Genomic DNA, 22,686 nt, shown 5'->3' with positions numbered 1-22,686 from the left:
GTTGGACGACTGGGCCATTACAGGCGACCCGCGAGGTGGGCCAGTTGTTTGGGGGAGGTAAGGGTAAGGACGGCCCGATTGGGATCAGAGATCACCCAACCTTTTTCCGTTAACTTGGCCATAATTTTGTTGGCTTCTTCGGCGGTGATGTCTGACAAATCCGCCAGATCCTGGGGCGTCATGTTCAGGATCTCAACCCCAGCCTCTACGGGTTGGCCATAGGCTTCCTGGAGGGAAACCAGGGTGTTGGCCAATTTCACCGCAGGGGGCTGTTGGCGCAGTTGCAGGCGCAGATTGGTTTGGCGCAGTCGTTGCACCATCAGTTGCAGCAGACGGTGATGCAGTTGGGAGTCTTTAAACAGAGTTTGGATAAAGCGCTGGGCCGAGATGCTCATCAGTGTTACAGCGGTCATGGCGACCACGTCCGTAGAACGGGGGGATTCGTCTAAAATCGCCATTTCCCCAAAGAAATCCCCTTTGCCCAACACCGCCAGGGTAATAAACCGATCATCCACATGGCGACGCACCTTCACCCAGCCCGCCTCGATGAAATAGACGGCATTGCCCCAGGCGTCCTCCATCACCACGGCCCGATTGGCGGGATATTCGTGGTGGGTAGCCACGGAGAGCAGCCATTCCACGGTTTCGGGGCTGGCGGCACTAAAGAGGGGATAAAGCTCGGTGAAAGTATCGGGCTGCATAGCAGACAAGCGTAAAGGAAAGATCATGGGCTGGAATGGGGCAATCCCCATGGGCTATAGCCGAGGCATGGCCCAAGATGCTATCCCTATTGTGCCCTGACAGGTTGCTAATCCGATCCTGCGGTTATCCATTGTTGGGTGGGCAGATCCCGGTGGACAGAACCATCCTAGAGGGTCGCCAATTAGCAGGCGCTAGCATCTCCCAGGGGATCTAGGCGAGCGAAGCAACGGTGGCGGTCACCACCCGCTGAATGGCGGGCCGAAACTGGTCAACATACTGGGGCCAACCCACCACAATGGGCTGACGATGTATCACGGTGTCTGGGTCTACCTGGGGTTCGGTGAAGCCCAGGGGCTTGCCTTCTAGGTCGCAACAAACCAGCCCAGCGGCTTGGGCCAAGGCCAGAGGGCCAACGGTATCCCACAGTTTCACTCGACCATTCAGATAGATATACAGCCCCGCCTGCCCGGTAATCACCTGCAACACCTTAAGGCCGAAACTGCCGAGCCGGACAAAATTCACCCCCGGTAACTGGGCCATCAACGCTGCCCCAAACCGCCGCTCATCCTTATCGCCAATCACCAAATTCCAGCCCTGACCAGGCACAAGGGGCGGATTGACGGGGGGCAAGGACTGTGGCGAACCTTCCCCTTCCTGCCAAAACAACCCCTGCGCTGGATTTCCCCAATAGAGGCGACCATGGGCCGGGGCATAGATCCATCCCGCCTGGGGCTGACCATCCACCAGGTGACCCACCATCACCGCATAGTCGGCCCGCCCGTGGATAAAGTCATCGGTGCCGTCGATGGGGTCGATCAACCATAGCCGCCCCTGGGTCGATTGAAACTGGCGCACCGTCGCCCGATTTTCCTCGGTAATAATGCCATCCTTCGGGAAGAGCGCCCGCAACCCAGTCAGCAGCTTCTGATCCAACGCCCGATCCACCGTGGTCACATAGTCATCAACCCCTTTTTCAAACACCTGAAAGCCGATCTGAGCCTGCTGACGGGCATAGTCACCACACACCGTCATCAGGTGGCGAATGGCGTAACAATCGGAAGGGTTAAGGGTCATGATGGGTCATGATCGTGGAACGAATGGGCAGGTGAGGCATCGGGGGCCTTCAGGCCAGCCCAACTTTCAGAGCAGGAAGCAAGGCTGGCTCGATGCTCAATACCCCAATCTCCCCCCTCAGAGGGCAGACCCGATCCCTAGGGCAGGAATCAAGGTCTATCCTTGGGGTATACAACCGCTGTTATTTAGCGCTTCACCAGTTTCTTCGACACCTTCCGCAGTCGGATGGATTCGGGGGTGATTTCCACCAGTTCCTCAGGGCCAATGTATTCTAGCGCTCGCTCCAGGCTCATGTCGATGGGGCTTTGGAGCTGTACCAGTTCGTCGCCGCTAGCGGCCCGATGGTTGGTGAGCTGTTTGGTTTTGCAGATATTCAGCTCAAGATCCTGGTTGCGGTTGTGCTCGCCCACAATCATACCCTTGTACACCTTAGTGCCGGGGGTAATGAAGAACACGCCACGATCCTCAGCGTTCTTGAGGGCGTAGAAGGTGGCCACGCCTTCCTCAAAGGCGATCAACACCCCGTTGCGGCGGGCCTCGATATCGCCACAGAGGGGCCGATAGTCAAGGAAACTGTGGTTCATAATGCCTTCCCCACGGGTCAGGCGCATAAACTCTCCGCGAAAGCCAACCAGTCCCCGTGCCGGAATCACAAACTCCAGGGTGGCGCGGCCATCGCCCATCACCCGCATGTCCTGCATTTCGGCCCGCCGTTGGCCCAGGCGCTCCATACAGCCGCCCACGCCCTCTTCGGGCACGTCCAAAATCAGCAGTTCGTAGGGTTCGCAGGGTTGACCGTTCACTTCCCGGTAGATCACCTGGGGTTGGGAGACCTGGAACTCGTAGCCTTCCCGGCGCATGGTTTCGATCAAAATGCCCAGGTGCAGTTCCCCCCGACCGGAGACCGCAAAGCGATCCGGAGAGTCGGTGGGTTCCACCCGCAGGGCCACGTTGGTTTCCAGTTCCCGCATCAGGCGATCCCGCAGTTGCCGGGAAGTAACAAAGCTTCCCTCCTGCCCCGCAAAGGGGGAATCGTTGACCACGAAGGTCATTTGCAGGGTGGGTTCGTCTACCTTAATTAGCGGCAGGGCTTGGGGGTTGTTGGGACAGGTAATGGTTTCGCCAATATTGGCATCGGCAAAGCCTGCCAACGCCACGATTTGGCCAGCGGAAGCCTGCTCAATTTCAATCCGGCGCAGTCCTTCAAAACCCAGCAGTTTGGAGATTTTGGACTTCACCATGCTGCCGTCTTCCTTAATCAGCGCCGCCTGCTGTCCGGCGGTAATGGTGCCGTTATGGATTTTCCCAATCACAATGCGGCCCAGGTATTCGGAATAGTCGAGGGTCGTCACCTGGATCTGAAGGGGCTTGTCCACATCGCCCACCGGGGGCGGCACATGATCAAGGATGGAGTTGAACAGGGGCTGCATGTCGACGCTCTCGTCTTCCAGCTTCAGCTTGGCAAAACCTGCCATGCCGGAAGCAAAGAGGTAGGGAAACTCGCACTGGTCGTCGTCGGCTCCTAGCTCTAGGAACAGATCCAGCACCTTATCTACAGCTCCGTGGGGTTCGGCCTGGGGGCGGTCAATTTTGTTGATAACGACGATGGGACGCAGACCCTTTTCCAGGGCTTTTTTCAGCACAAAGCGGGTCTGGGGCATGGGGCCTTCGTTGGCGTCCACAATCAAAATACAGCCGTCAACCATCCCCAAAACGCGCTCTACCTCGCCACCAAAGTCGGCGTGGCCAGGGGTGTCTACGATATTAATTAGGGTGTCTTGGTAGCGAACGGCGGTGTTTTTAGACAGAATCGTGATGCCGCGCTCCCGTTCCAGGTCGTTGGAGTCCATAACGCAGTCTGGAACCTCTTCCCCCTCGCGGAAAATACCAGATTGCTTCAGCAGCGCATCAACCAGGGTGGTTTTACCGTGGTCAACGTGGGCAATGATCGCGACGTTGCGGATAGGAAGAGTCATAGAGGAAATGAAAGGAATAGCTTGGTCAACAACGGGCAACGAAACTCAGCCGGAGCGCCCGCTAACCAGAGGCTCAAGATAAGTTCCGAATATGCAAAAACTCTTAACAATTGTAGCGTAATGCACAGAGCCTCGTCACGATTTCCATCAACAAACGCCGATAAACAGGCTTGGTAGATCGCTAAATTCCCTTGGCCCTCACCCTAAACCCCCCTCCCAAGCTGGGAGAGGGACTTTGAAGAGGTTTTGCTTCCCTCTCCCAGGAAGGAGAGGGGCTGGGGGTGAGGGCTGAGTTAGTCCAATAAAAAAGGGGTGCCGGAGCACCCCAGTGATTCATGGTGAATGGGCCTTAGAAGCTGAGTTCGGCGGCTTGGACGCGCTCGACCTGCTTCTTCTTCAGCACCAGCATGATTTGGGTCAGCATGACGGCGGCCACAAAGGCGATCAAACCTTTAATGCGATTGGGGCTTTGCAGCACAATTTCGGTGTCCATTTGGCCGAAGCCGCCCACGTTGGGGTTGGTGGTCAGGGGCTTGCCAGCTTCCACGGTGTCGCCCTCGGAAACGAGAAGTTCGGGGCCAGCGGGAATGCTGTCTACCACGGTGTCGCCCTCAGCGGTGAGGATGGAGACGGCATAGCCACCGCCAGCCTGGGCTTCAATGGCAGCCACGCTACCGGAGGCAGAGGCGTTAACGGCGTAGTTGTTGCTGTTTTGCCCGGTGGGGTAAACCTGGCCACGGCCACGGTTGCCGCCAACGTGGATTTGGTACTTACCAAAGGACACCGCTTTGTTGGTGGCGGGGTCGGGGGAGAGAATCGGGAAGACAATTTCCTGATACTGCTCACCGGGCAGAGGCCCAACGATGAGAATGTTTTCCTGGGTGTCGCTGTAGGGCATGAAGTAGGTGCTACCCACTTCTTCGGCCAGGTCCTCAGGGATGCGATCCGCTGGGGCAAGCTTAAAGCCCTCGGGCAGCACCACCACGGCACCGACGTTGAGGCCACCCTTGCTGCCATCACCCAGCACCTGCTGAGTATTTAGGTCGTAGGGAATTTCTACCTTGAGGGGAAAAACGGTGTCGGGCAGCACCGCCTGGGGCACTTCTACCTTAGTGGGCTTGGCGGCTAGGTGGCAGTTGGCGCACACGATGCGGCCCGTGGCTTCGCGGGGGTTGGCGTAGTTTTCCTGTGCCCAGAAGGGGTAGGCGGCGGCGGGTTGGGGCTGAACCAGCACCCCGCCCAAGACGAGAAGAACGGTGGCAAAGGCAACGGCAACTGGCCGCCAACGACGCACCGATGAGATGAATGCAGTCATGGGTGTATGTGTCATAGCTATGGAGTGTGTCATGGAGACCGGCTAGGGACGGTTGACCCTAGGCCCACCAGGGACCTTCGCCAGTGCGGAAGTCGGTTTCCGTCCAGTTGGTGAGGGAAACCTTGTCGTCTTCGGTGACATCGGCATGGGCCAAGGCCAGAGACAGGGGCGCAGGGCCGCGCACCACCTTACCCGTGGCATCGTACTGGGAGCCGTGGCAGGGGCACATAAACTTGTTTTCGCTGGCGTTCCAGGGCACCACGCAGCCCAGGTGGGTGCAGATGGAGTTGATGCCGTAGCTTTCTAGGCTGCCATTGTCTTTGACCACCAGGTAGGTGGGGTCGCCCTTCAGCCCTTGTACCAGGACGCGATCACCGGGGTTGTGGGCCGCCAAGAATGAACTGGCGATCACGTCGTTACCCAGTTCGTTTTTGGCCGTGACCCCACCGCCGCCGCCGCCGCTAGAGGGCGGGACAAAATATTTGACCACCGGGTAGAGCATGCCCAGGACAGTTCCCGTAGCCGCCCCGAAGGTCAGCAGGTTCATAAATTGGCGACGCCCCAAATCGGGGACATCGGAGGTTCCAGAAACTTGAGTCATAATTTAAGACTGGTGTACCCGTTCAAATGTATTATCAGCAGCTATCCACGCTCCCTAGGCTGTGCCACCGCCGACCAAAACCGCGCCGTTACAGCGCCATCGCCTGGGCCGACAGAGCGCAAAACCACTCCCACGGAAGCCTAGAACTTAACCAATCGTATTATTGCACCATGATGTTCTCAGATTCGTGGCGTTCAACGATGGCCCGCCGAGGGGGAGAGATTGCCTTCCGCCTTGATGGAAGAAAATTGGATTATGCCATTTATCAGGGCTTAAAATGCGTATCTAGCGGGAAAATGCGGTTTTGAAAGCGTGGTTTATCTGATAAATCCTCGTTTTTAGCCCATTACACCTATTTTTGGCCCCTTAAGATCAAGGTTAATTCCGACACCGTATCGTAAAGAAATGTATCAAGCAGGACGGGCGGCAACCCTAGGAGGCGCGATGACCGGACAGGATTTACACACCCTATTGGTGGACAAGTGGGGCTACTCCTACGACCTTCAACTGCGCCGCACCCAGGGCAAAATCTTCCTCCAGGTGATGTGGCGCTACCTAGAGCAAGCCTCCTTTCCCCTCAGCGAGGAAGACTATTTGGCCCACCTCAACCAGGTGGCGCTGTACCTGAATGAGTGGGGGCAAAGCGCCTACGTGCAAACTTGGATCGCCGAAACCCGTGAAAAGCCACGTTTGGGTAAGGCGGTGAGTATTCCCTTGGCCCTAGGGGATCGGGCGTTGGAATGGTTGGCCGATGAGTTCTAGGGTTTCCCCTCCGGTGCATCGGTTGTAGGGCACGCTCTGGGAGGATGGAAGCCTAGGATTCTGACCATCTGTCAACGGGCGATAACATCCCAAACCGGGATAATCGCTGGCGGACAGGTCATTTTGGCTCCTTGATTGCAAGCTTCTGGGGTCAGGGTTTCACCGCTGGGGCTACCGCTGCCCCGCCCAGGATCACGTAGTTTCCCGATTACATTCGTCCTTGAAATGAGGATAAATGCTCAGAAGGTTTTGATTTGGGAATGTTAGGATTTCCTAGGTGAACATGCTCAGAGGGGCCTGCTGTGATTCGTTCTGCCACCCTACCGGTACAGATGCCGTCGCTTCCCGCCTTTAGCGACAACAATCGTCTAAAGCTCTTTTCCGGTTCCGCCAACGTCGAACTTGCCCGTGAAGTGGCCCGCTATCTCGGTACCGACCTAGGGCCGATGGTGCGTAAGCGGTTCGCCGACGGTGAACTCTACATTCAAATTCAAGAATCCATTCGGGGCTGCGATGTCTACTTAATCCAGCCCACCTGCCATCCGGTGAACGATCACCTGATGGAACTGCTGATTATGGTGGATGCCTGCCGTCGAGCCTCAGCCCGTCAAATTACAGCGGTGGTGCCCTACTACGGTTATGCTAGGGCCGACCGCAAAACCGCCGGACGCGAATCCATCACCGCCAAGCTGGTGGCTAACCTAGTGGCTAAGGCGGGGGCCAGTCGGGTGCTTGCCATTGACCTGCACTCGGCCCAAATTCAGGGCTATTTTGATATTCCCTGCGACCATGTCTACGGCACCCCGGTACTGATTGACTACATCGCCAGCAAAAAGCTAGAGGATTTGGTAGTGGTGTCTCCGGATGTGGGCGGTGTAGCCCGTGCCCGTGCCTTTGCCAAAAAGCTCAACGACGCGCCTCTCGCTATCATCGACAAACGCCGCCAAGCCCACAACGTGGCGGAAGTCATGAACGTGATTGGCGATGTGCATGGCAAAACGGCGGTGCTGGTAGACGACATGATCGACACCGCAGGCACCATCTGCGAAGGGGCCAGACTCTTGAAGAAGGAAGGGGCACGCCAGGTTTATGCCTGCGCCACCCACCCCGTCTTTTCGCCTCCGGCGGTGGAGCGGCTCTCCAGCGGTTTGTTTGAGGAAGTGATTGTCACCAACACCATTCCCATGACCACCGCCCGCCAGTTTGAGCAGCTCACCGTCCTCTCCATGGCCAACCTCCTCGGTGAAGCCATCTGGCGCATCCACGAGGAAAGCTCCGTCAGCAGCATGTTCCGCTAGATGGATCTCCGCTAAATTGCACAGTAGAGGCGAGATTCCCTCGCCCTCCCCAACCAGAGGTCATCCACCAGGATTTAGGGTTCGCTGACCAAAACCAGGAATCCAGCGTCAGAAGACCCGTAGCACTATGGTTGCCGCCTTCAACTACGTTTCCCCAGAAGCCTACCTCGCTGCCGAAGCCGACAGCCCCATCAAGCACGAGTATCGGGATGGGGACGTTTACGCCATGGCCGGGGGCACCGATGCCCATGTCACCCTAGCACTTAACCTGTGGGCACTGTTGCGAGGACATCTGCGCGATCGAGGCTGTCGGGCCTATGCCCTAGATATGAAAGCCCGCATTGAGGAGCGCAATCGCTTCTACTATCCTGATGTGATGGTGACGTGCGACGAGCGAGATACAGCCCTCAGCACCTACAAGCAGCATCCCTGCCTGATTGTAGAAGTCTTGTCTGAGAGTACCGAAGCCTTTGACCGGGGCAACAAGTTTGCTGATTACCGCCATTTGGAGAGCATGGAAGAGTACGTGCTGATTTCCCAAACACGGCAGCAGGTAGAGGTGTTTCGCCGCAATGCCGAGGGGCTGTGGGTGCTGTATCCCTACGGCGAAGGGGATCGAGTTGTTCTGACCAGCGTGAATTGGGACGGGGAGATTGCGGATCTCTATGAGGATGTGACTTTTCCTGAGCCTGAAATTCCTGAGGCTGTGATCTAGCCCACCCTTCGGGAAGCAAGCTACACCCCCAGCCATCTCCTAATGTCGGAGAGGATCTGGGGGTGGGGGCTGCATGGACTTTTCGATCTACTGAGGCTTGCTAGTGGGTAATCTCAAATTCGGGGTAGGCTTCCATGGCGTGTTCGCCCAGGTCGAGGCCCGTTTGTTCCTCGGTGGCGGAGACTCGGATGCCGATGGTGACTTTGATAATGAGCCAGCTTACGAGGCTAAACAGCGCGGTAAACGCGGCAACGGCCACAATGCCCAGCAGTTGGATGAAGATTTGAGTCAGTCCGCCACCCATAAACAGGCCCGTCAGGGGGCTACCGTCGGTGCCGTACCAGGGGTAGATGCCGGGGCCAACACTGAATAGTCCTACGGCTAGGGTACCCCACACGCCGCAAACAAGGTGGACGGAAATTGCCCCTACAGGGTCATCAATTTTGAGGCGGTCAACAAACGTGACTGAAAACACCACTATTACCCCTGCCAACAGGCCAATCAAGGCGGCGCTGCCAACGCTGACATAGGCGCAGGAGGCGGTGATGCCCACCAGCCCCGCCAATACGCCGTTGATAATCATCGAGAGGTCGGGTTTGTCAAGGTAGATCCAGGAGGTGACAGTGGCGGCCAGGGCACCCATGGCTCCAGCGAGGTTGGTGGTAACCACAATGTGGCTGATGGCAAAGGGATCGGCGGCCATGGTGGAACCGGGATTGAACCCAAACCAGCCCAGCCACAGAATCAAACAGCCCAGGGCGGAAAGGCTGAGGTTGTGTCCCGGCATGGCGATGGGCCGCTGTTGGTAACGTCCGATCCGAGGGCCAAGTAGGATCGCCCCAATCAACGCCGCCCAACCGCCGACGGAATGCACTACGGTGGATCCGGCAAAGTCGTAGAATCCCAGTTCCGCTAGGAAGCCGCCACCCCAAATCCAGTGACCCGTAATGGGGTAGGAAATGCCTACCAGCAGCAGGCTAAACACAAAGAAGGCGAGGAACTTAATGCGCTCAGCCACGGCACCAGAGACGATGGTGGCGGCGGTTCCGGCAAAGGCGAGTTGAAAGAAAAACTTGGCCTTCAGAGGGACCCCAGCCCAACTGAGGGAGTCGTAGACTCCTTGGTAGGCGTCTCCGGTGGCGGGGCTGTTGTCGGATCCACTGAGGAAAAAGCCGGAATAGCCAGAAATCCCATTGCCATCGCCAAACATTAGCCCAAAGCCCAGCACCCAAAAGGCCAGGGTGGATAGACCGAAGACAATCAGGTTTTTGGCCAGGAGGTTGACGGCATTTTTGCTGCGGCAGAACCCGGTTTCTAACATGCAGAACCCGGCATTCATGAAAAATACTAAAAATCCCGCCACCAATACCCATAGGGTATCCAACGCCACCTGAAGGGATTCGGGGGTGAGGGCAGTAGTGGTCACCATAACCGGGGATTCTACCTGGGCGAACACCGAGGGACTGAGGGCCAATGCGCCGCCAAACCCTAATCCCAGTGCCCAGGGGAGGGCCATTATCCATCGCTTTCGACGGCTGATAACACTCCTGATAAGAGGACGCGACACACCACTACGCTGCTGTACCATGGGATTTTTTGATCTCCAATGCCAATGCCAAATCCTTAAGGACTATAGCAACTGCGGGAAATTCTGAAGTAGCGGTATATCCCATTACCCACCTGTTTTTTTTGAGCCCCTTTCGCTATTTCCATGTCCAAGGGGCAGTCGGCCATTCAAACAAGCAAGGGAAAGGGTGAATAAGCTCCCTTGTCCTGGCTGACTGTCCACCCCAAGGGTTCCCTGGTGGCGTTGCACAATCGCCTGGGCAATGGCGAGGCCCAGCCCGGTGCCGCCTGTTTTGCGGGAACGATCACTATCTACCCGATAAAAACGTTCAAAAATATGGGCTTGCTCTTGGGCAGGAATGCCAATCCCGGTATCCTTCACCGTAAGGGTGGCTGTGTGGTCGTGGGTAGCAAGCCTCACCACTACTGAGCCTCCGGGCGGCGTGTAGTGAATGGCGTTGACCATCACATTCGACACCAAACGGTACAGTTGCGACTCATCTCCCATGACGTAGATGGGTTCGTCGGGAATCTGGCAACCGAGGTGAATATCCGTCGCACTCGCCAACTCAGCCAGTTCCTCGGTGAGGTCGGCAACGATGTCGTTTAAGCAACAGGGCTGGAGGGTTGGGAGGGTCGTGTTCTGTTCTAGCACCGAGAGCAAGAGCAGATCGGCGATCAGTTGACTGAGACGGCGTCCCTGCCGCTCTACAGTGTGCAGCATGGGAGAAATCTCCTGCGGCTGATCGGGGGGCAACCGTAGAATGGCCTCCACGGTAGCCAACAGACTGGCCAGGGGCGACCGCAGTTCGTGGGCCACATCGGCGGTAAACTGCTGCTGTTGCTGGTAGGCCTGGTACAAAGGCCGCATCGCCAACCCCGCCAGCCCCCAGCTAGACAGGGCAACGACGCCCAAGGCTACGGGCAACCCCACCGCCAAAATCCACCGCAGCCGCTGCACTTCGGTATCAAACGGGGCGAGGGTGCGGCCAATTTGCAGATAGCCCCAGGAACCATGGCTGTGAACTTCGCTGGAGTTTGGGTGGCTGTGGGCGGCGTGCAAAATGGTAGTGAACTGCCGATAACGGGGGCCAGCGTCGGCCTGGAGGGTTTGCCAAGGGGCGGGATTGAGATCTAGGGGCAGCGGTAGGGGATGGTTGGGCGAATAGGCCAACAGGGTGCCGTGGTGGTCGTACAGACGAATGTAGTAGCTGCGGCGGTCGCTAATGCCGATGGTGTGGCGCTGAATTAGGGTTGTTGTTGAGCTACAAACCTGTCCAGCGATGCACAGATCTGGGAAAATTTGCTGCAACAACTCCGTAGGATTTTCCGCAGGCAGCAGCAGCGGTTCTAGGCTGTCGTGAAGGGTGCCCGCAATCGATTCAATTTCCCGCTCTAGAGCCACCCAATTGGCTTGCAGCAACACCCGATAAATGCCAAACCCCGACAGCCCCAAAATCACCGCCATCACCCCGGCATACCACAGGGCCAAACGGGCACGACTCCGACGAAACAATGATTGGCTATCCATAGAGTTACGTTGACGAATTAAACCGATATCCCTGGCCTGGAATGGTTTCAATCGGGCAATCGCAGCCGTAGTTAGCCAGTTTGCGCCGTAAGAGACGAATGTGAGCCGCCACCACATTGCTAACGGGTTCGTCATCCATATCCCACAGTTGGGTACGCAGTTTGCTACCAGGGATAATTCGGTCGCCGTTCTGCATTAGGTAGGCCAACACCTGAAACTCCTTCAGCGTTAGGGGAATGGACTGACTCGGTTGCCCATCCTGCATCACCCAAAGCGTAGAATTGGCGTCATCCAAAGTAAAGCGCCCCACCGCCAAAGTTTGAGGCTGAAGCTGAGGTGACCGCCGCTGCAATGCCCGTAGCCGCGCCAACAATTCCGCCATCACAAAGGGTTTCACCAAATAATCATCTGCCCCCGCATCCAGCCCCGCCACCCGGTTTTCCGGCTGCCCCAAGGCCGTCAGCATCAACACAGGCAAGGGGTTCTGCTGCGCCCGCAACCGCTGACACAATTCCAACCCCGATAGCTTCGGCAACAGCCAGTCAAAAATCGCCACCGTATAGTCAGCCCATTGCTGCTCTAGGCAATACCAGGCTTGATCGCCATCCGTCACCCAATCCACCACATACTTCTCGCCAATGAGGACTTGCTTGATCGCCTGCCCCAGGTCTTCCTCGTCTTCCACCAGCAACACTCGCATTGCGCCCAACCCTCACCACGAGGTTGATTCTACAGAAAGAGCCGCCATTTCACCTGAATTTCATCGACTCCGTAGCGCCTAGAAGCAGCCTACTTCAGCAGGTCAATCAAATCTTCTTTTGAAAGGTCAGCATCTCGCAAGATTTTTAGCAGCAAACCTTTGCCGATATCCTTGCCAGCATGAACGGGAATCGTCACGACTCTGCCGTCCTCATGTTTCATCCGCACATGGCTTCCCTTTTGGCGGATAACCAAAAAGTCTATTTTTTCTAGGGCAGCAATGAGTCCTTGTGCCGTTACACTAGGAAGCTTTGGCATTAGACAATCAGCCTTTGGACGCCGACAAACTCAGTTGTAGTCTCTACTTCTTCTAGTTCTTCTAAGCACATTTCAATGACTTCTCGGATGTTAATCATTAGTTCGTCAATGGTTTCGCCCTGGCTGTAGCAAGCCTTGAGTTGAGGGACTTCCCCAACATAGAGACCATCCTCATCACGTTCAATCACTACATAGAATTCTTTAGGTATCATGTCTTACCCTTCACGAAATGTCTGATCCATACATTTATCAGTAATCGCACTGTCTCAGTCTCGTTGAGCTTGAGAGCGGTTCAGCAAGCGCTGTTTTAAATCGCTGAGATTATTAGCTTGAGTAAGCTGTTGTCTGCGTTGCTGAGCGGCTTTTTGTCGCTGTTCCAGGTAGGCATCTATCTGTTGGGGATGGGATAAATAGTAGGCAATGGCCCCATAGATATCGGCTAGGTTTAGCACCGGATACTGAACAGCAATTTCTTCGGGGGTGAAACCATTGTGATAGGAGGCTAGGAGGCTATCCAACGTCACCCGACTTTGGCCGATGCGAATTCCCCCAACCTCGTCCCAGCGGAAAGGGGGAGCCGTAGTTTGGAACTGAAGTTGTGGACTCATGGCAGGGGGTTGCCCTTTGGCTTGGCTTACGTTCATTGTACGGCGAGGGCTTGAATCAGTCTGTCTTTTTCCCTCCTGGCAATTGCTCCGGCTTTCACGGCACCATTTCACTCGGTTTTCATCTCTCCCATGGCATCCTGTCAGAGCTTTTGTGCAAGTTGCCGTGAGGAGGTCCAATGAAACCCGCTTTATTACTCAGTTCTGCCCTGTTGACTTTGGGAGTGATGCTCCACGCGCCCCATACCGTCGCCCACGTTGGCCACGGCGATGAATTTCAGGCCGAGGGCGGCGTCAACCGAGTGCAGGTCAACGCCGAAACCGACTCTCTGATGGGCATTCAGGTCAACCCCATTGAGGCGGCGGCAGACGGTAGCGGGGCGGTGCTGATTCCCATTACGGCCCTGGTGGATGACAACGGGCGGCAGTTGGTGTTTGTGCAGTACGAGAATTTCTACGAACCCGTGGATGTGACCATTGGCAGCACCCAGGGCGATTTGATTGCCGTCACCGAAGGGCTATCGGTGGGCGAACAGTTGGTGACGCAGGGCAGCCTCACCCTCTATGCAGAGTCGCGCAAAACCCAGGCCGCTGAGGCTGAACCCGCTGCCGAAACGGCCCCCGTGGCAACCGAGGCTCCGGCGACCAGCGAAGCCCCGATGGAAACCAGCGAAACCGCTACTCCGACCAGTGAAGTTGCCCAAGCAGCAGAGACCTCTGGGGGATTTCCGGTGGGGCTATTGGTCGGTTTAGGGGCGGTGGCCGCTGTGGGCACTGGGACGATGGCCGTTTTGAGCAGCCGCAAGAAAAAAAGCCGATTCTCCGAGGGCACTTATTCCGATAAGTAGGGGACATTCGAGCCGTCGGGAAATGTCCTTGGGCCTAGGTTCCTAGCCCTCACCCCCAGCCCCTCTCCCAGGGAGGAGAGGGGAGCCAGAAACTATCTTCAAAGTCCCTCTCCTCAAGGGAGAGGGATTTAGGGTGAGGGCGGCTTGGCATCCAAGCAGTGCGCCCATCCCTACCTCTTTTCAATCGTCAAAATTTCTTTGTAGACCCGACCAAAATGTTGAATTCCCTGCTCAATCAGACGCTCAAAAATTCCATTGCCCAGCGGTGGTTTATTGTGGCGGTGGCCATTGTCGTAACGATCTGGGGCGTGTTCACCGTGTCCCAGATGCCGATGGATGTATTCCCCGAATTTGCGCCGCCCCAGGTGGACATCCACACCGAAGCCCCTGGCCTTGCCCCGGAGGAGGTGGAGACCCAAATCACCGTGCCCATCGAAAGCGTGGTGAATGGTCTGCCGGGAGTGACCACCGTGCGATCTTCCTCCAAGGTGGGGCTGTCGATGGTGAGTGTGGTGTTTGACCAAGAGGCCGACATTGCCCAGGCGCGGCAGTCCGTCACCGAGCGGCTGCAACAGGTGAGTGGCCAGTTGCCAGCGGGTGCCCACCAGCCGGAACTTTCGCCCCTAGCCTCGCCCTTGGGCACGATTTTGATGTACGCCTTCACCCTCGATAGCCAGAGCGGTCAGGGCCAAACCTCGATGATGGATCTGCGTCGTTTGGTGGAGACTACCCTCAGCCAGCAGATTTTGTCGGTGCCGGGGGTGACGCAGGTGACGGTCTACGGCGGCGAGGAGCGGCAGGAGCAGGTGTTGGTTGACCCCGACCAACTGCGGCAGCGCAATGTGGCCCTGAACGAAGTCACCGCTGCGGCCCGTGGGGCGAATGCCAACGCACCGGGGGGCTTTTTGATTGGCGGCGGTCAGGAGTTGCTGATTCGTGGGTTGGGGCAAATCCAGACCATCGAGGATCTTCAGCAGTCGGTGGTGAAGGTCGAGAATGGTGAGCCGATTTTGCTGCAAGAGGTGGCCGAGGTGCAGACCGGAGCGGCCCTGAAGCGAGGCGATGCCAGCTTTAACGGCCAGCCTGCCGTGGTGCTAATGATCACCAAGCAGCCCGATGTGGATACCCCCACCGTCACCCGTGCCGTGGAGGCGGTGATCGCCGATTTGCGGCCCACCTTTCCCGCCGATGTGCAGATGGTTCGCACCTTCCGGCAGGCGAACTTTATCGATTCGGCCATTGGTAACGTCAGCGGTTCGCTCATTCAGGGCATTGTTATCGTCTCCATCATCATGCTGCTGTTTTTGATGAACTGGCGCACCGCCATCATCACCCTCAGCGCCATTCCCCTGTCGCTGCTGATTGGTCTGATGTTCATGAACGCCTTTGGCCTCGGCATCAACACCATGACCCTCGGTGGTTTGGTGGTGGCCATTGGCTCGGTGGTGGACGACTCGATTGTGGACATGGAAAACTGCTATCGGGGGCTACGCGCCAACCAGGCCCAGGGCAACCCAAAGCACCCCTTCCAGGTGGTCTACGACACCTCGGTGGAGGTGCGGCTGGCGGTGATTTTCTCCACGGTGATCATCGTCGTGGTGTTTGCCCCCATCTTTAGCCTCACCGGGGTGGAAGGGCGGATCTTTGCGCCCATGGGTTTGGCCTATCTGCTGTCTATCATGGCTTCCACCCTGGTGGCGATGACCCTCTCCCCGGCCCTGTGCGCGATTCTGCTGGCGAATCAGACCTTGCCCCAGGAAGGTACGTTCGTATCCCGGATGGCAGAACGGCTTTACCGTCCCCTGCTGAACCTAGCCCTTCGGGCACCCCAGGTCATCTTGGCCTTGGCGCTGGCGTTGCTGGTGGGGGCGATGGCGGTGGTGCCCTCCTTGGGACGGGTGTTTTTGCCGGAATTCCAGGAAACCTCCCTGGTCAATTCCATGGTGCTGTTTCCGGGCGTTTCGCTGGATATCACCCAAGGGGCAGGGATCGCGTTGGCCAACTCGCTCCAGGACAATCCCCTCTATAAGTGGGTACAGGTGCGGGCGGGCCGTACCCCTGGCGATGCTGATGGGGCCGGGGTGAACATGGCCCATGTGGATATCGAACTCAGCGACCTAGCCCTCGAAGACCGGGAGGCCAGCATTCAGGAATTACGGCAAGCCTTCTTGGCCCTGCCGGGAGTAGCCCCCAACGTGGGTGGGTTCATCTCCCACCGCATGGATGAGGTGCTGTCGGGGGTGCGCAGCGCCATCGCCATCAAAATCTTTGGCCCCGATTTGGCAGAACTGCGCCGCCTGGGCGAACAGGTGCGCGACACCATCGAACCGATTGCAGGCGTGGTAGACCTTCAGTTAGAGCCGCAACTGCCCATTCGCCAGGTGCAGATTCAGTACGACCGCACCGCCGCCGCCCGCTACGGCCTGAGCATGGCGGCGATTTCTGAGGTGGTAGAAACGGCGCTGAACGGGCGGATTGTCTCCCAAGTGCCGGAAAATCAGCAGCTCGTTAACGTGGTGGTGTCTTTGCCAGAAGCAGCTCGTAATAATCTAGACGCCATTCGCGCCATCCCCATTGCCACCCCCACGGGCGACATGATTTCCCTGGGCGATGTGGCCACGGTCGATTACGGCATGGGGGCCAACGTGGTGAACCGGGAAGACGTATCGCGGCTGATTGTGGTTTCCGCCAACGTGGCCGAGCGCGATTTGGGCAGCGTGGTGGGAGATATTCAGACCCAGATTCGGCAAAACGTGACTCTACCCAGCGGCTACTTCATTCAGTACGGGGGCCAGTTCGAGTCGGAACAACGGGCCAGCCGTAGCCTTTTGGTCTACAGCCTGTTGGCGGCGATTGTGATTACGGTGCTGATGTTCTTCTCCGTGAAATCCCTCCCGGCTACCGTCGCCATTATGATCAACCTGCCCTTGGCCCTGGTGGGGGGCATTGCCTCGATTTTGCTCACCGGGGGCGTGATGTCCATCGCCTCGCTGATTGGCTTCATTACCCTATTCGGCGTGGCGGTACGGAATGGTCTATTACTCGTGGACAACTACAACCACCGCTTTGCCCAGGGAATGCCCCTCAAAACCGTGATCATCGGCGGCTCCCTCGACCGGGTCAACGCCATTCTGATGACCGCCCTCACCTCAGCCCTGGGGATGCTGCCCCTAGCCCTGGCCAGCGGTGCCGGGAATGAAATCCTCCAACCCTTGGCCATCGTCGTGCTGGGTGGCCTGTTCACCTCCACCGCGTTGACCCTGCTGGTGATTCCCGCCCTCTACGCCAAATTTGGCAAATGGCTGATGCCTAAATGGATATCAGGCAAAGCACCCTAAAAAGCTCCGAAATAGGCGGATTTTATCCCCTGAAACGGCTTAATCATCATGCCTTCAGGAAAGGTGGCCCCTTATTTACCCCCAAGATTTCCCGTAGTCCCCCGCATCGCGCATCCGTGCAAACTTGGGGAACCCTTGTATTCTGGTAATAGCGGATTGATGGCAGGTAGCCCCCATGAGTGAATGGCTTGACCACAGCGTAATTGTGGATGTGAATGTTCCGGTAGAGACTTCCTGGGATCTCTGGTGCGATCTCGAACAAATGCCGAAGTGGATGAAATGGATTGATTCTGTCCGCATTCCGCCCGAAGACCCGGAACTGTCGGAATGGAAACTGGCCTCGCGAGGGCTGGAGTTCACCTGGCGTTCCAAAATTACCAACCTCGTCACCCACCAAATTATTCAGTGGGAAGCCATTGACGGTCTGCCCAACAAGGGCGCAATTCGGTTCTACGACCGCAAGGAAGGTCAATCCAGCGTCAAGCTCACGGTGTCCTACGCCATTCCTTCGATTATTAAATGGATGGACGGGCTGTTTTTGGGGCGATTGGTGGAAGCCACCCTTCAGTCTGACCTCAACCGCTTCCGCGACTATGCCCAAACCCACTACCAGCCCCCCGCCGCCTAGGAACGGGTGGAGGGGATGGATGGACTCCAGAAAAGCCTCGACAATCTAGCCCTTGAAACCCTCTTTTTGCAGGATTTGGGCTGGGAGGCTGTCTCTGATGCTTGGCCCGATGCGTCCTCGACGGTAGCGCTGACGTTGGCGCGGCGGGGGACAGCAACGGTCATCTTGGGGATGGCGGATCTTTTGGGGGATGGGGCCGAAAGCCGACGGGGGCTAGCCTCTCGACTGCAACGCCTCACCTCAACAGTGGCGGATCCCCTGGTGGTTGTCAGGGCTACCGATGGTCAGCGTAGCCTGTGGGCTTGGCGCACCCATCCCCAGAGCGACTCACCCTGGCGGTTTCGGGTGGTAATCCGAGGTCAGGGGGATCGGGCTTGGGCCAATCGACTGCGGCGGCTGCACTGGGCGCATCAGGATCGCTTCCCTTACCTAGGATCGGCACTGAATAGCGATGATCTGCCCATCACCGCCGACCGTTACCAGGGGTTTCAGCGAGCTTGGCACAGCCTTACCCAAGCCTTGGCCGACTGGGGTACGGTGGCCGAACGGCAGCGGTTTGCCCTCCTTCTCATGCTGCGGTTGATGGCGGTGGCGTCGCTTCAGCAGCTTGGCTATCTGGGCGGCGATGAATGGTATCTGCACAACCAGTTTGGCCAAAGCCAGCAGCGGGGGGCGGATCGCTTTTTTGTCGATATTCTGCAACCTCTTGCCACCCATGGCTTGGCGCTGCCCAGCGAAGAATGGCCCCCATCGTTGCCTGATCGCCTTGGCCCGCTCCCCTTTTTGCCGCGCCATCCCTTTGGTGCCACGGAACTCGACCAGCGCTGGGGTCAACGGTTCCTAGCCGACGCTGCCTTTGAGCCCGCCCTGGAGTGGTTAGGCGATCTGTTGATGGCCCCCGCCACGGCCCTAGGGGATTGGCTACCGGAAATCCTGGAGATGGCTGTCAACGCCCACGGGGGAGACGCCCTGGCCACCCCAGTTCCCTTGCTGAGGGGGGTGGGAGATCGCACCATCAACGCCCTAGCCCTGGACTTGGCGACCCAAGGGACTGGGCAGCGCTATGGTTCCCTGGCGGATCTGCTGCTGACGGTGCCCGCCGCCGCCGCTAGTACCCTGTTGGAACGATGGGGCCACATCAGTTTACTCGACCCCGCCTGTGGCTCTGGGCGCTATCTGCGGGTGGCCTTGCAGGACTGGCTGTATGTGGCCCAGGGTTTAGCCGCCATTGCCAGCCTCGATGCCAAGGTGGCCCTGCCCGACTGGGTGCCCTCCCCAGAGCCACGCAAGCCAGATCGCCGCGCCCTCAGCCTCTATCGCCGCCTTGCCAGCCACGGCTTGTACGGTGTGGATCACTGGCCTGAGGCCGTAGACATGGCTCGTCTGCAAATGTTGTTGGTGGGCATCCAACACACCCACAGCGCCCAGGAGTTGGCCAGCTTGCCCGACCTCAGCCTTACCTTGGGCGTGGGCAATGCACTGATGGGGCTGGTGTCGGTAGATGCGGAACGGTTTGACCAGTCAGTCATTAAAAGCCGTCGGGGGGCAGCGGGGGAGGGATCTGATGCCGCCGATCTTCCCTTACAGGGCAACCTGTTGCAGCCCTTGATGGCCAACACCTATCAGGCGATTTTGGCCGAACGGCAGGTGCGGGTAGAGCATTACCGCAGCCAGATGGAACTACTGGGGGAAAGCGGTAGCGTGCCCATCTATGCCCAGGCTGACTTTTTGCGCGACCGCCTGGAAGACCTCAACCAAACCACCCAGGACAAACTCACGGAATTATTCTGGCAGGAAGCCTGTCAACAACTGGGAATTCGCGTCCTTCAGTACGATGCCGACGGCCATCGCCACACCCGTCCCCTCACCTTGGCCGACGTGACGGCCACAAACCCGTTCCATTGGGGCTTTTCCTTTGATCGGCTGATTCAAGAACGGGGCGGCTTTGACTTGATTGTGAGCCACTTTCCGGGCGGGGTGGTGCAGCCCACCGAGGCCGACTTTTTAGAGGCCCAAGCCGACCTATTTGAAGCCAAGGGCGTGACGCCATCCACCTTTTTGAACAACCACAAACAGGTGCTTACCATCGATCCCGACCTCACCCAAGCCTGGGCCAACTATCGCGGCCAGTTTGCCCTGCCCAGTCAGTATTTTCGACGATCTGGCCACTATCCCCACAGCACCCAACCCGCACCGGGCCAAACCCAAGCCCGCCTGTACTGGTCGCGCCTGTTTTTAGAACGCAGCCTGCAACTTCTGCGTCCCGGTGGACGGTGTGCGGTGGTGATGGATCCCTTTTGGGCCATGGGCAACAGTGCCCCCCTGCGCCACTGGCTAGAGGCCGAAACCAACCTGGGCGGCGTGGTGGATGTCTCGAACCACAATCACCTTTGGCCAGAATTACCCCCTCGCACCACCATCAGCCTGCTGTGGTTGAAAAAGCAGGGCCGCACCCAAGGCTCCCCCTACAGTGCCTACACCCGCACCAAAGCCCCCACCGCCGAGGGCTTAGCCGCCTTGCTCCAACGCCTGATCCACCTGGCGGAATAGGGTTTCCAAGTCGCCAGAATTATCCAGCACCCTATCGGCTAGGGCAATTTTTTCGGCTAGGGGCATCTGGCTGGCAATTCGGGACTCGGCCTGTGCCACGGTCAAACCATTGCGCTCCATCAACCGCTGGCGCTGCTGGTCATGGATGCAGGCCACGACCCAAATTTCTGTGACTTGATCCGTTAAACCTGCCTCAAACAACAGGGGGATAGCCTGAGCCACAATGGGCGCATCGGCCAAATCCGCCATAGCTGACTGAAAACATTGGCGCACCACAGGATGAATCTGCTGCTCTAGCCACGCTTTTTCCTGGGCATCGTTAAACACCACCTCCCCCAACCTGCCGCGATTCAGAGAGCCATCCGTCTCAAGCATCGCCGCACCGTAGCGAGCCACAATCGCCCCCAACACCGGGGAACCCACCTCCACCGCCTGTCGTGCATAGACATCGGCATCCAGCACCGGGATCTGGTGGGCTTCCTGGAGATACCGAGACACGGTGGATTTGCCCGTGGCGATGCCCCCGGTTAGGCCGATAATCCGCTGGTGGGTCATGGGTTGGTTGATGCTGCGCTGGCCCATGCCACAATCGCCTCCGTTAGGGCATCCAAAGTGTATTCGGCGGGTTCAAGGTCTACTCGGCCCAGTCGATCCCGGCAGGTATCCGAGGTTTTGGGGCCAATGGAGGCCACCGCCATGCCTTCTAAATATTGCCGCCAATCGGGGCCAAGCCCCTGCTCCAAAAGCTGGGCTGTATGCACCACCGTTTTGGAACTGGCGAAGGTAATCACATCAATCTGATGCTGACGAATCGCTTGGATTGCCGCTGCATCCGGCACTAGAGGACAGCCTGATTCGTAGGCCGCTACCTCCACCACCTCGGCCCCAGCGGCGGAAAATTCCTTCACCAGGATCTCGCGCCCGCCGCTCTCCACCCGTGGAAAGAGAATCCGCTGTCCGGCCACGTTCGCAGGGAAATCGCTGACCAAGGAATCCGCCACAAAATCCGGCGGCACAAAGTCGGGCAACAGTCCCCGCTGTTTGAGGACGGCGGCGGTTTTGGTGCCCACCACGGCAATTTTCAGGGCCTTCAGCGCCCGCAGATCTCGCCCCAGTTCCAGCAGTCGATCTAGGAAAAAATTCACCGCATTGGCCGAGGTGAGAATCAGCCAGTTAAAGGTATCTATCTGCTCAATGGACTGATCCACGGCGTCCCAACTCGCCGGAGGCCGAATTTCTAGGGCAGGAAGCTCGATTACCTGGGCACCTTGGGCCGTAAGAAGGTCGGCAAACTGGCTGTTTTGGCCAGCGGCACGGGTGATGAGGATGGTCTTTTGGTGAAGGGAAGATTGAGCGAGGGAGAGAGGGGGGGACGGGGGGATGGGGGAAGTCAGGTAGGGGCGGAGTTTGACCACTTCGCCGAAGACCATCACGCAGGGGGAAAGGGTTTGGCCTCTCACCACCTGGCGAATGCTGAGCAGAGTGCCCTCCCAGACCTGCTGTTGCTCATGGCCGCCCCAGCGAATGATGGCCACGGGCATATCGCCTCGGCAGCCGTTGTTTTGCAGGCGGTGAACAATTTCGTCGAGGTGCTGACTGCCCATCAACACCACCAGGGTATGGAGGGCGGCGAGGGCAGGCCAATCGAGCAGGTCGGGATCGTGGGCGGTGACAACCCCAAAACCGTGGCTCCACACCGGATCGGTCAAGGGAATCCCCGCCAACAGCGGAGCCGCCAAGGCCGAGGAAATACCGGGCACCACCTCAAAGGGACAGCTTGCCTCCCGCAGCGCCTGAATTTCCGAGGTTGTTCGCCCAAAGATAAACGGATCGCCGCTCTTCAGCCGCACCACTTGATGACCCGCCTGACAGAGCCGCACCAAAAGCGCGTCAATGTCGGCCTGGGGGGTGCTGGGTTGGCCGCCCCGCTTACCCACCTCAAGCACCTGGCAATGGGGAGGCAACAGCGTCAGCAGATCGGCATCCACCAAGGCGTCATGCACCAGGCAATCGGCCCGCTGCAACAGGTCGTGCCCCCGCAGGGTGAGGTAATCCATGCGGCCTGGGCCAGCGCCCACAATGTAAACGGTTCCCGGCTGGGTCATCGGTCAAACATTCGTCGTAGGATGGGCTAGGGTAGCCCCCTTCATCCTACCGAGG

At 58.0% G+C, this 22,686-nt stretch carries 20 protein-coding genes; 7 read left to right on the top strand and 13 right to left on the bottom strand.

Going from position 1 to position 22,686, the window contains the following annotated elements; all coding sequences use genetic code 11:
- Nucleotides 1–17 precede the first annotated feature (17 nt).
- The 5 genes from H6G62_RS13115 to petC all read right to left on the bottom strand — a co-directional run bounded on the left by H6G62_RS13115 (nt 18) and on the right by petC (nt 5,668).
- Complete coding sequence (locus H6G62_RS13115; protein WP_190495797.1) at nt 18–701, bottom strand: Crp/Fnr family transcriptional regulator; 684 nt, start codon at nt 699–701, stop codon at nt 18–20.
- A gap of 211 nt (nt 702–912) precedes the next feature.
- Nucleotides 913–1,776: an inositol monophosphatase family protein gene (locus H6G62_RS13110; protein WP_190495795.1), complete on the bottom strand. Its 864-nt coding sequence runs from the start codon at nt 1,774–1,776 to the stop codon at nt 913–915.
- A 185-nt stretch (nt 1,777–1,961) separates the two neighbouring features.
- Entirely contained in the window at nt 1,962–3,752 is a 1,791-nt protein-coding gene (gene typA, locus H6G62_RS13105) for a translational GTPase TypA (RefSeq protein ID WP_190495793.1), read from the bottom strand.
- A gap of 349 nt (nt 3,753–4,101) precedes the next feature.
- Nucleotides 4,102–5,067, bottom strand: coding sequence for a cytochrome f (gene petA / locus H6G62_RS13100; RefSeq protein ID WP_190495791.1), 966 nt, complete (start codon nt 5,065–5,067; stop codon nt 4,102–4,104).
- 58 nt (nt 5,068–5,125) lie between these two features.
- On the bottom strand, nt 5,126–5,668 hold the full coding sequence (petC, locus tag H6G62_RS13095; RefSeq protein ID WP_190495786.1) for a cytochrome b6-f complex iron-sulfur subunit: 543 nt from the start codon (nt 5,666–5,668) through the stop codon (nt 5,126–5,128).
- A 444-nt stretch (nt 5,669–6,112) separates the two neighbouring features.
- Between petC and H6G62_RS13090 the strand changes: the two genes are divergently transcribed.
- From H6G62_RS13090 to H6G62_RS13080, 3 genes are all read left to right on the top strand, one after another.
- Entirely contained in the window at nt 6,113–6,430 is a 318-nt protein-coding gene (locus H6G62_RS13090; RefSeq protein ID WP_190495835.1) for a DUF3067 family protein, read from the top strand.
- A 332-nt stretch (nt 6,431–6,762) separates the two neighbouring features.
- Nucleotides 6,763–7,728 (top strand): ribose-phosphate pyrophosphokinase, encoded by a 966-nt coding sequence (locus tag H6G62_RS13085; RefSeq protein ID WP_190495834.1) that lies wholly within the window; start codon nt 6,763–6,765, stop codon nt 7,726–7,728.
- 127 nt (nt 7,729–7,855) lie between these two features.
- On the top strand, nt 7,856–8,443 hold the full coding sequence (locus tag H6G62_RS13080) for a Uma2 family endonuclease (protein ID WP_190495784.1): 588 nt from the start codon (nt 7,856–7,858) through the stop codon (nt 8,441–8,443).
- Between the two features lie 100 nt (nt 8,444–8,543).
- Here the strand turns inward: H6G62_RS13080 and H6G62_RS13075 are convergent, their stop codons facing one another.
- From H6G62_RS13075 to H6G62_RS13050, 6 genes are all read right to left on the bottom strand, one after another.
- Nucleotides 8,544–9,959: an ammonium transporter gene (locus H6G62_RS13075; RefSeq protein ID WP_242051980.1), complete on the bottom strand. Its 1,416-nt coding sequence runs from the start codon at nt 9,957–9,959 to the stop codon at nt 8,544–8,546.
- A 156-nt stretch (nt 9,960–10,115) separates the two neighbouring features.
- Nucleotides 10,116–11,540: a two-component system sensor histidine kinase RppB gene (gene rppB / locus H6G62_RS13070; protein WP_190495780.1), complete on the bottom strand. Its 1,425-nt coding sequence runs from the start codon at nt 11,538–11,540 to the stop codon at nt 10,116–10,118.
- A gap of 4 nt (nt 11,541–11,544) precedes the next feature.
- Complete coding sequence (gene rppA / locus H6G62_RS13065) at nt 11,545–12,240, bottom strand: two-component system response regulator RppA (RefSeq protein WP_190495778.1); 696 nt, start codon at nt 12,238–12,240, stop codon at nt 11,545–11,547.
- 89 nt (nt 12,241–12,329) lie between these two features.
- Nucleotides 12,330–12,557, bottom strand: coding sequence for a type II toxin-antitoxin system HicA family toxin (locus tag H6G62_RS13060; protein WP_190495776.1), 228 nt, complete (start codon nt 12,555–12,557; stop codon nt 12,330–12,332).
- Nucleotides 12,557–12,745 carry a type II toxin-antitoxin system HicB family antitoxin gene (locus tag H6G62_RS13055; RefSeq protein WP_347239352.1) on the bottom strand — a complete coding sequence of 63 codons (189 nt, stop codon included), beginning with the start codon at nt 12,743–12,745 and terminating at the stop codon, nt 12,557–12,559. The genes H6G62_RS13060 and H6G62_RS13055 overlap by 1 nt, the downstream gene beginning before the upstream one ends.
- A gap of 78 nt (nt 12,746–12,823) precedes the next feature.
- Nucleotides 12,824–13,165, bottom strand: a complete 342-nt coding sequence (locus H6G62_RS13050) for a DUF433 domain-containing protein (RefSeq protein WP_190495772.1) — start codon at nt 13,163–13,165, stop codon at nt 12,824–12,826.
- 176 nt (nt 13,166–13,341) lie between these two features.
- On the opposite strand from H6G62_RS13050, the gene H6G62_RS13045 reads away from it, so the two are divergent.
- The 4 genes from H6G62_RS13045 (at nt 13,342) to H6G62_RS13030 (ending at nt 20,526) form a co-directional block, all read left to right on the top strand.
- Nucleotides 13,342–14,010 (top strand): cobalt transporter, encoded by a 669-nt coding sequence (locus tag H6G62_RS13045; RefSeq protein ID WP_190495771.1) that lies wholly within the window; start codon nt 13,342–13,344, stop codon nt 14,008–14,010.
- A 215-nt stretch (nt 14,011–14,225) separates the two neighbouring features.
- A complete protein-coding gene (locus tag H6G62_RS13040; RefSeq protein WP_190495769.1) occupies nt 14,226–17,348 on the top strand; it encodes an efflux RND transporter permease subunit in 3,123 nt (1,040 codons plus the stop codon).
- 175 nt (nt 17,349–17,523) lie between these two features.
- Nucleotides 17,524–17,976 (top strand): SRPBCC family protein, encoded by a 453-nt coding sequence (locus H6G62_RS13035; RefSeq protein WP_190495767.1) that lies wholly within the window; start codon nt 17,524–17,526, stop codon nt 17,974–17,976.
- 15 nt (nt 17,977–17,991) lie between these two features.
- A complete protein-coding gene (locus H6G62_RS13030; RefSeq protein WP_190495765.1) occupies nt 17,992–20,526 on the top strand; it encodes a hypothetical protein in 2,535 nt (844 codons plus the stop codon).
- On the opposite strand, the gene coaE is transcribed toward H6G62_RS13030, so the two are convergent.
- Both coaE and cobA read right to left on the bottom strand, forming a co-directional pair.
- Nucleotides 20,485–21,108, bottom strand: coding sequence for a dephospho-CoA kinase (gene coaE / locus H6G62_RS13025; protein WP_242051979.1), 624 nt, complete (start codon nt 21,106–21,108; stop codon nt 20,485–20,487). The two genes, H6G62_RS13030 and coaE, sit on opposite strands and share 42 nt — an antisense overlap.
- Nucleotides 21,078–22,631, bottom strand: coding sequence for a uroporphyrinogen-III C-methyltransferase (gene cobA, locus H6G62_RS13020; RefSeq protein ID WP_190495763.1), 1,554 nt, complete (start codon nt 22,629–22,631; stop codon nt 21,078–21,080). The genes coaE and cobA overlap by 31 nt, the downstream gene beginning before the upstream one ends.
- Nucleotides 22,632–22,686: the final 55 nt, after the last annotated feature.

The organism is Phormidium sp. FACHB-1136, assembly GCF_014697375.1.
Lineage (GTDB): Bacteria > Cyanobacteriota > Cyanobacteriia > Phormidesmidales > Phormidesmidaceae > Nodosilinea.
The sequence above is the reverse complement of the archived record's forward strand: the minus strand, read 5'-3'. Positions and strand labels throughout refer to the sequence as shown.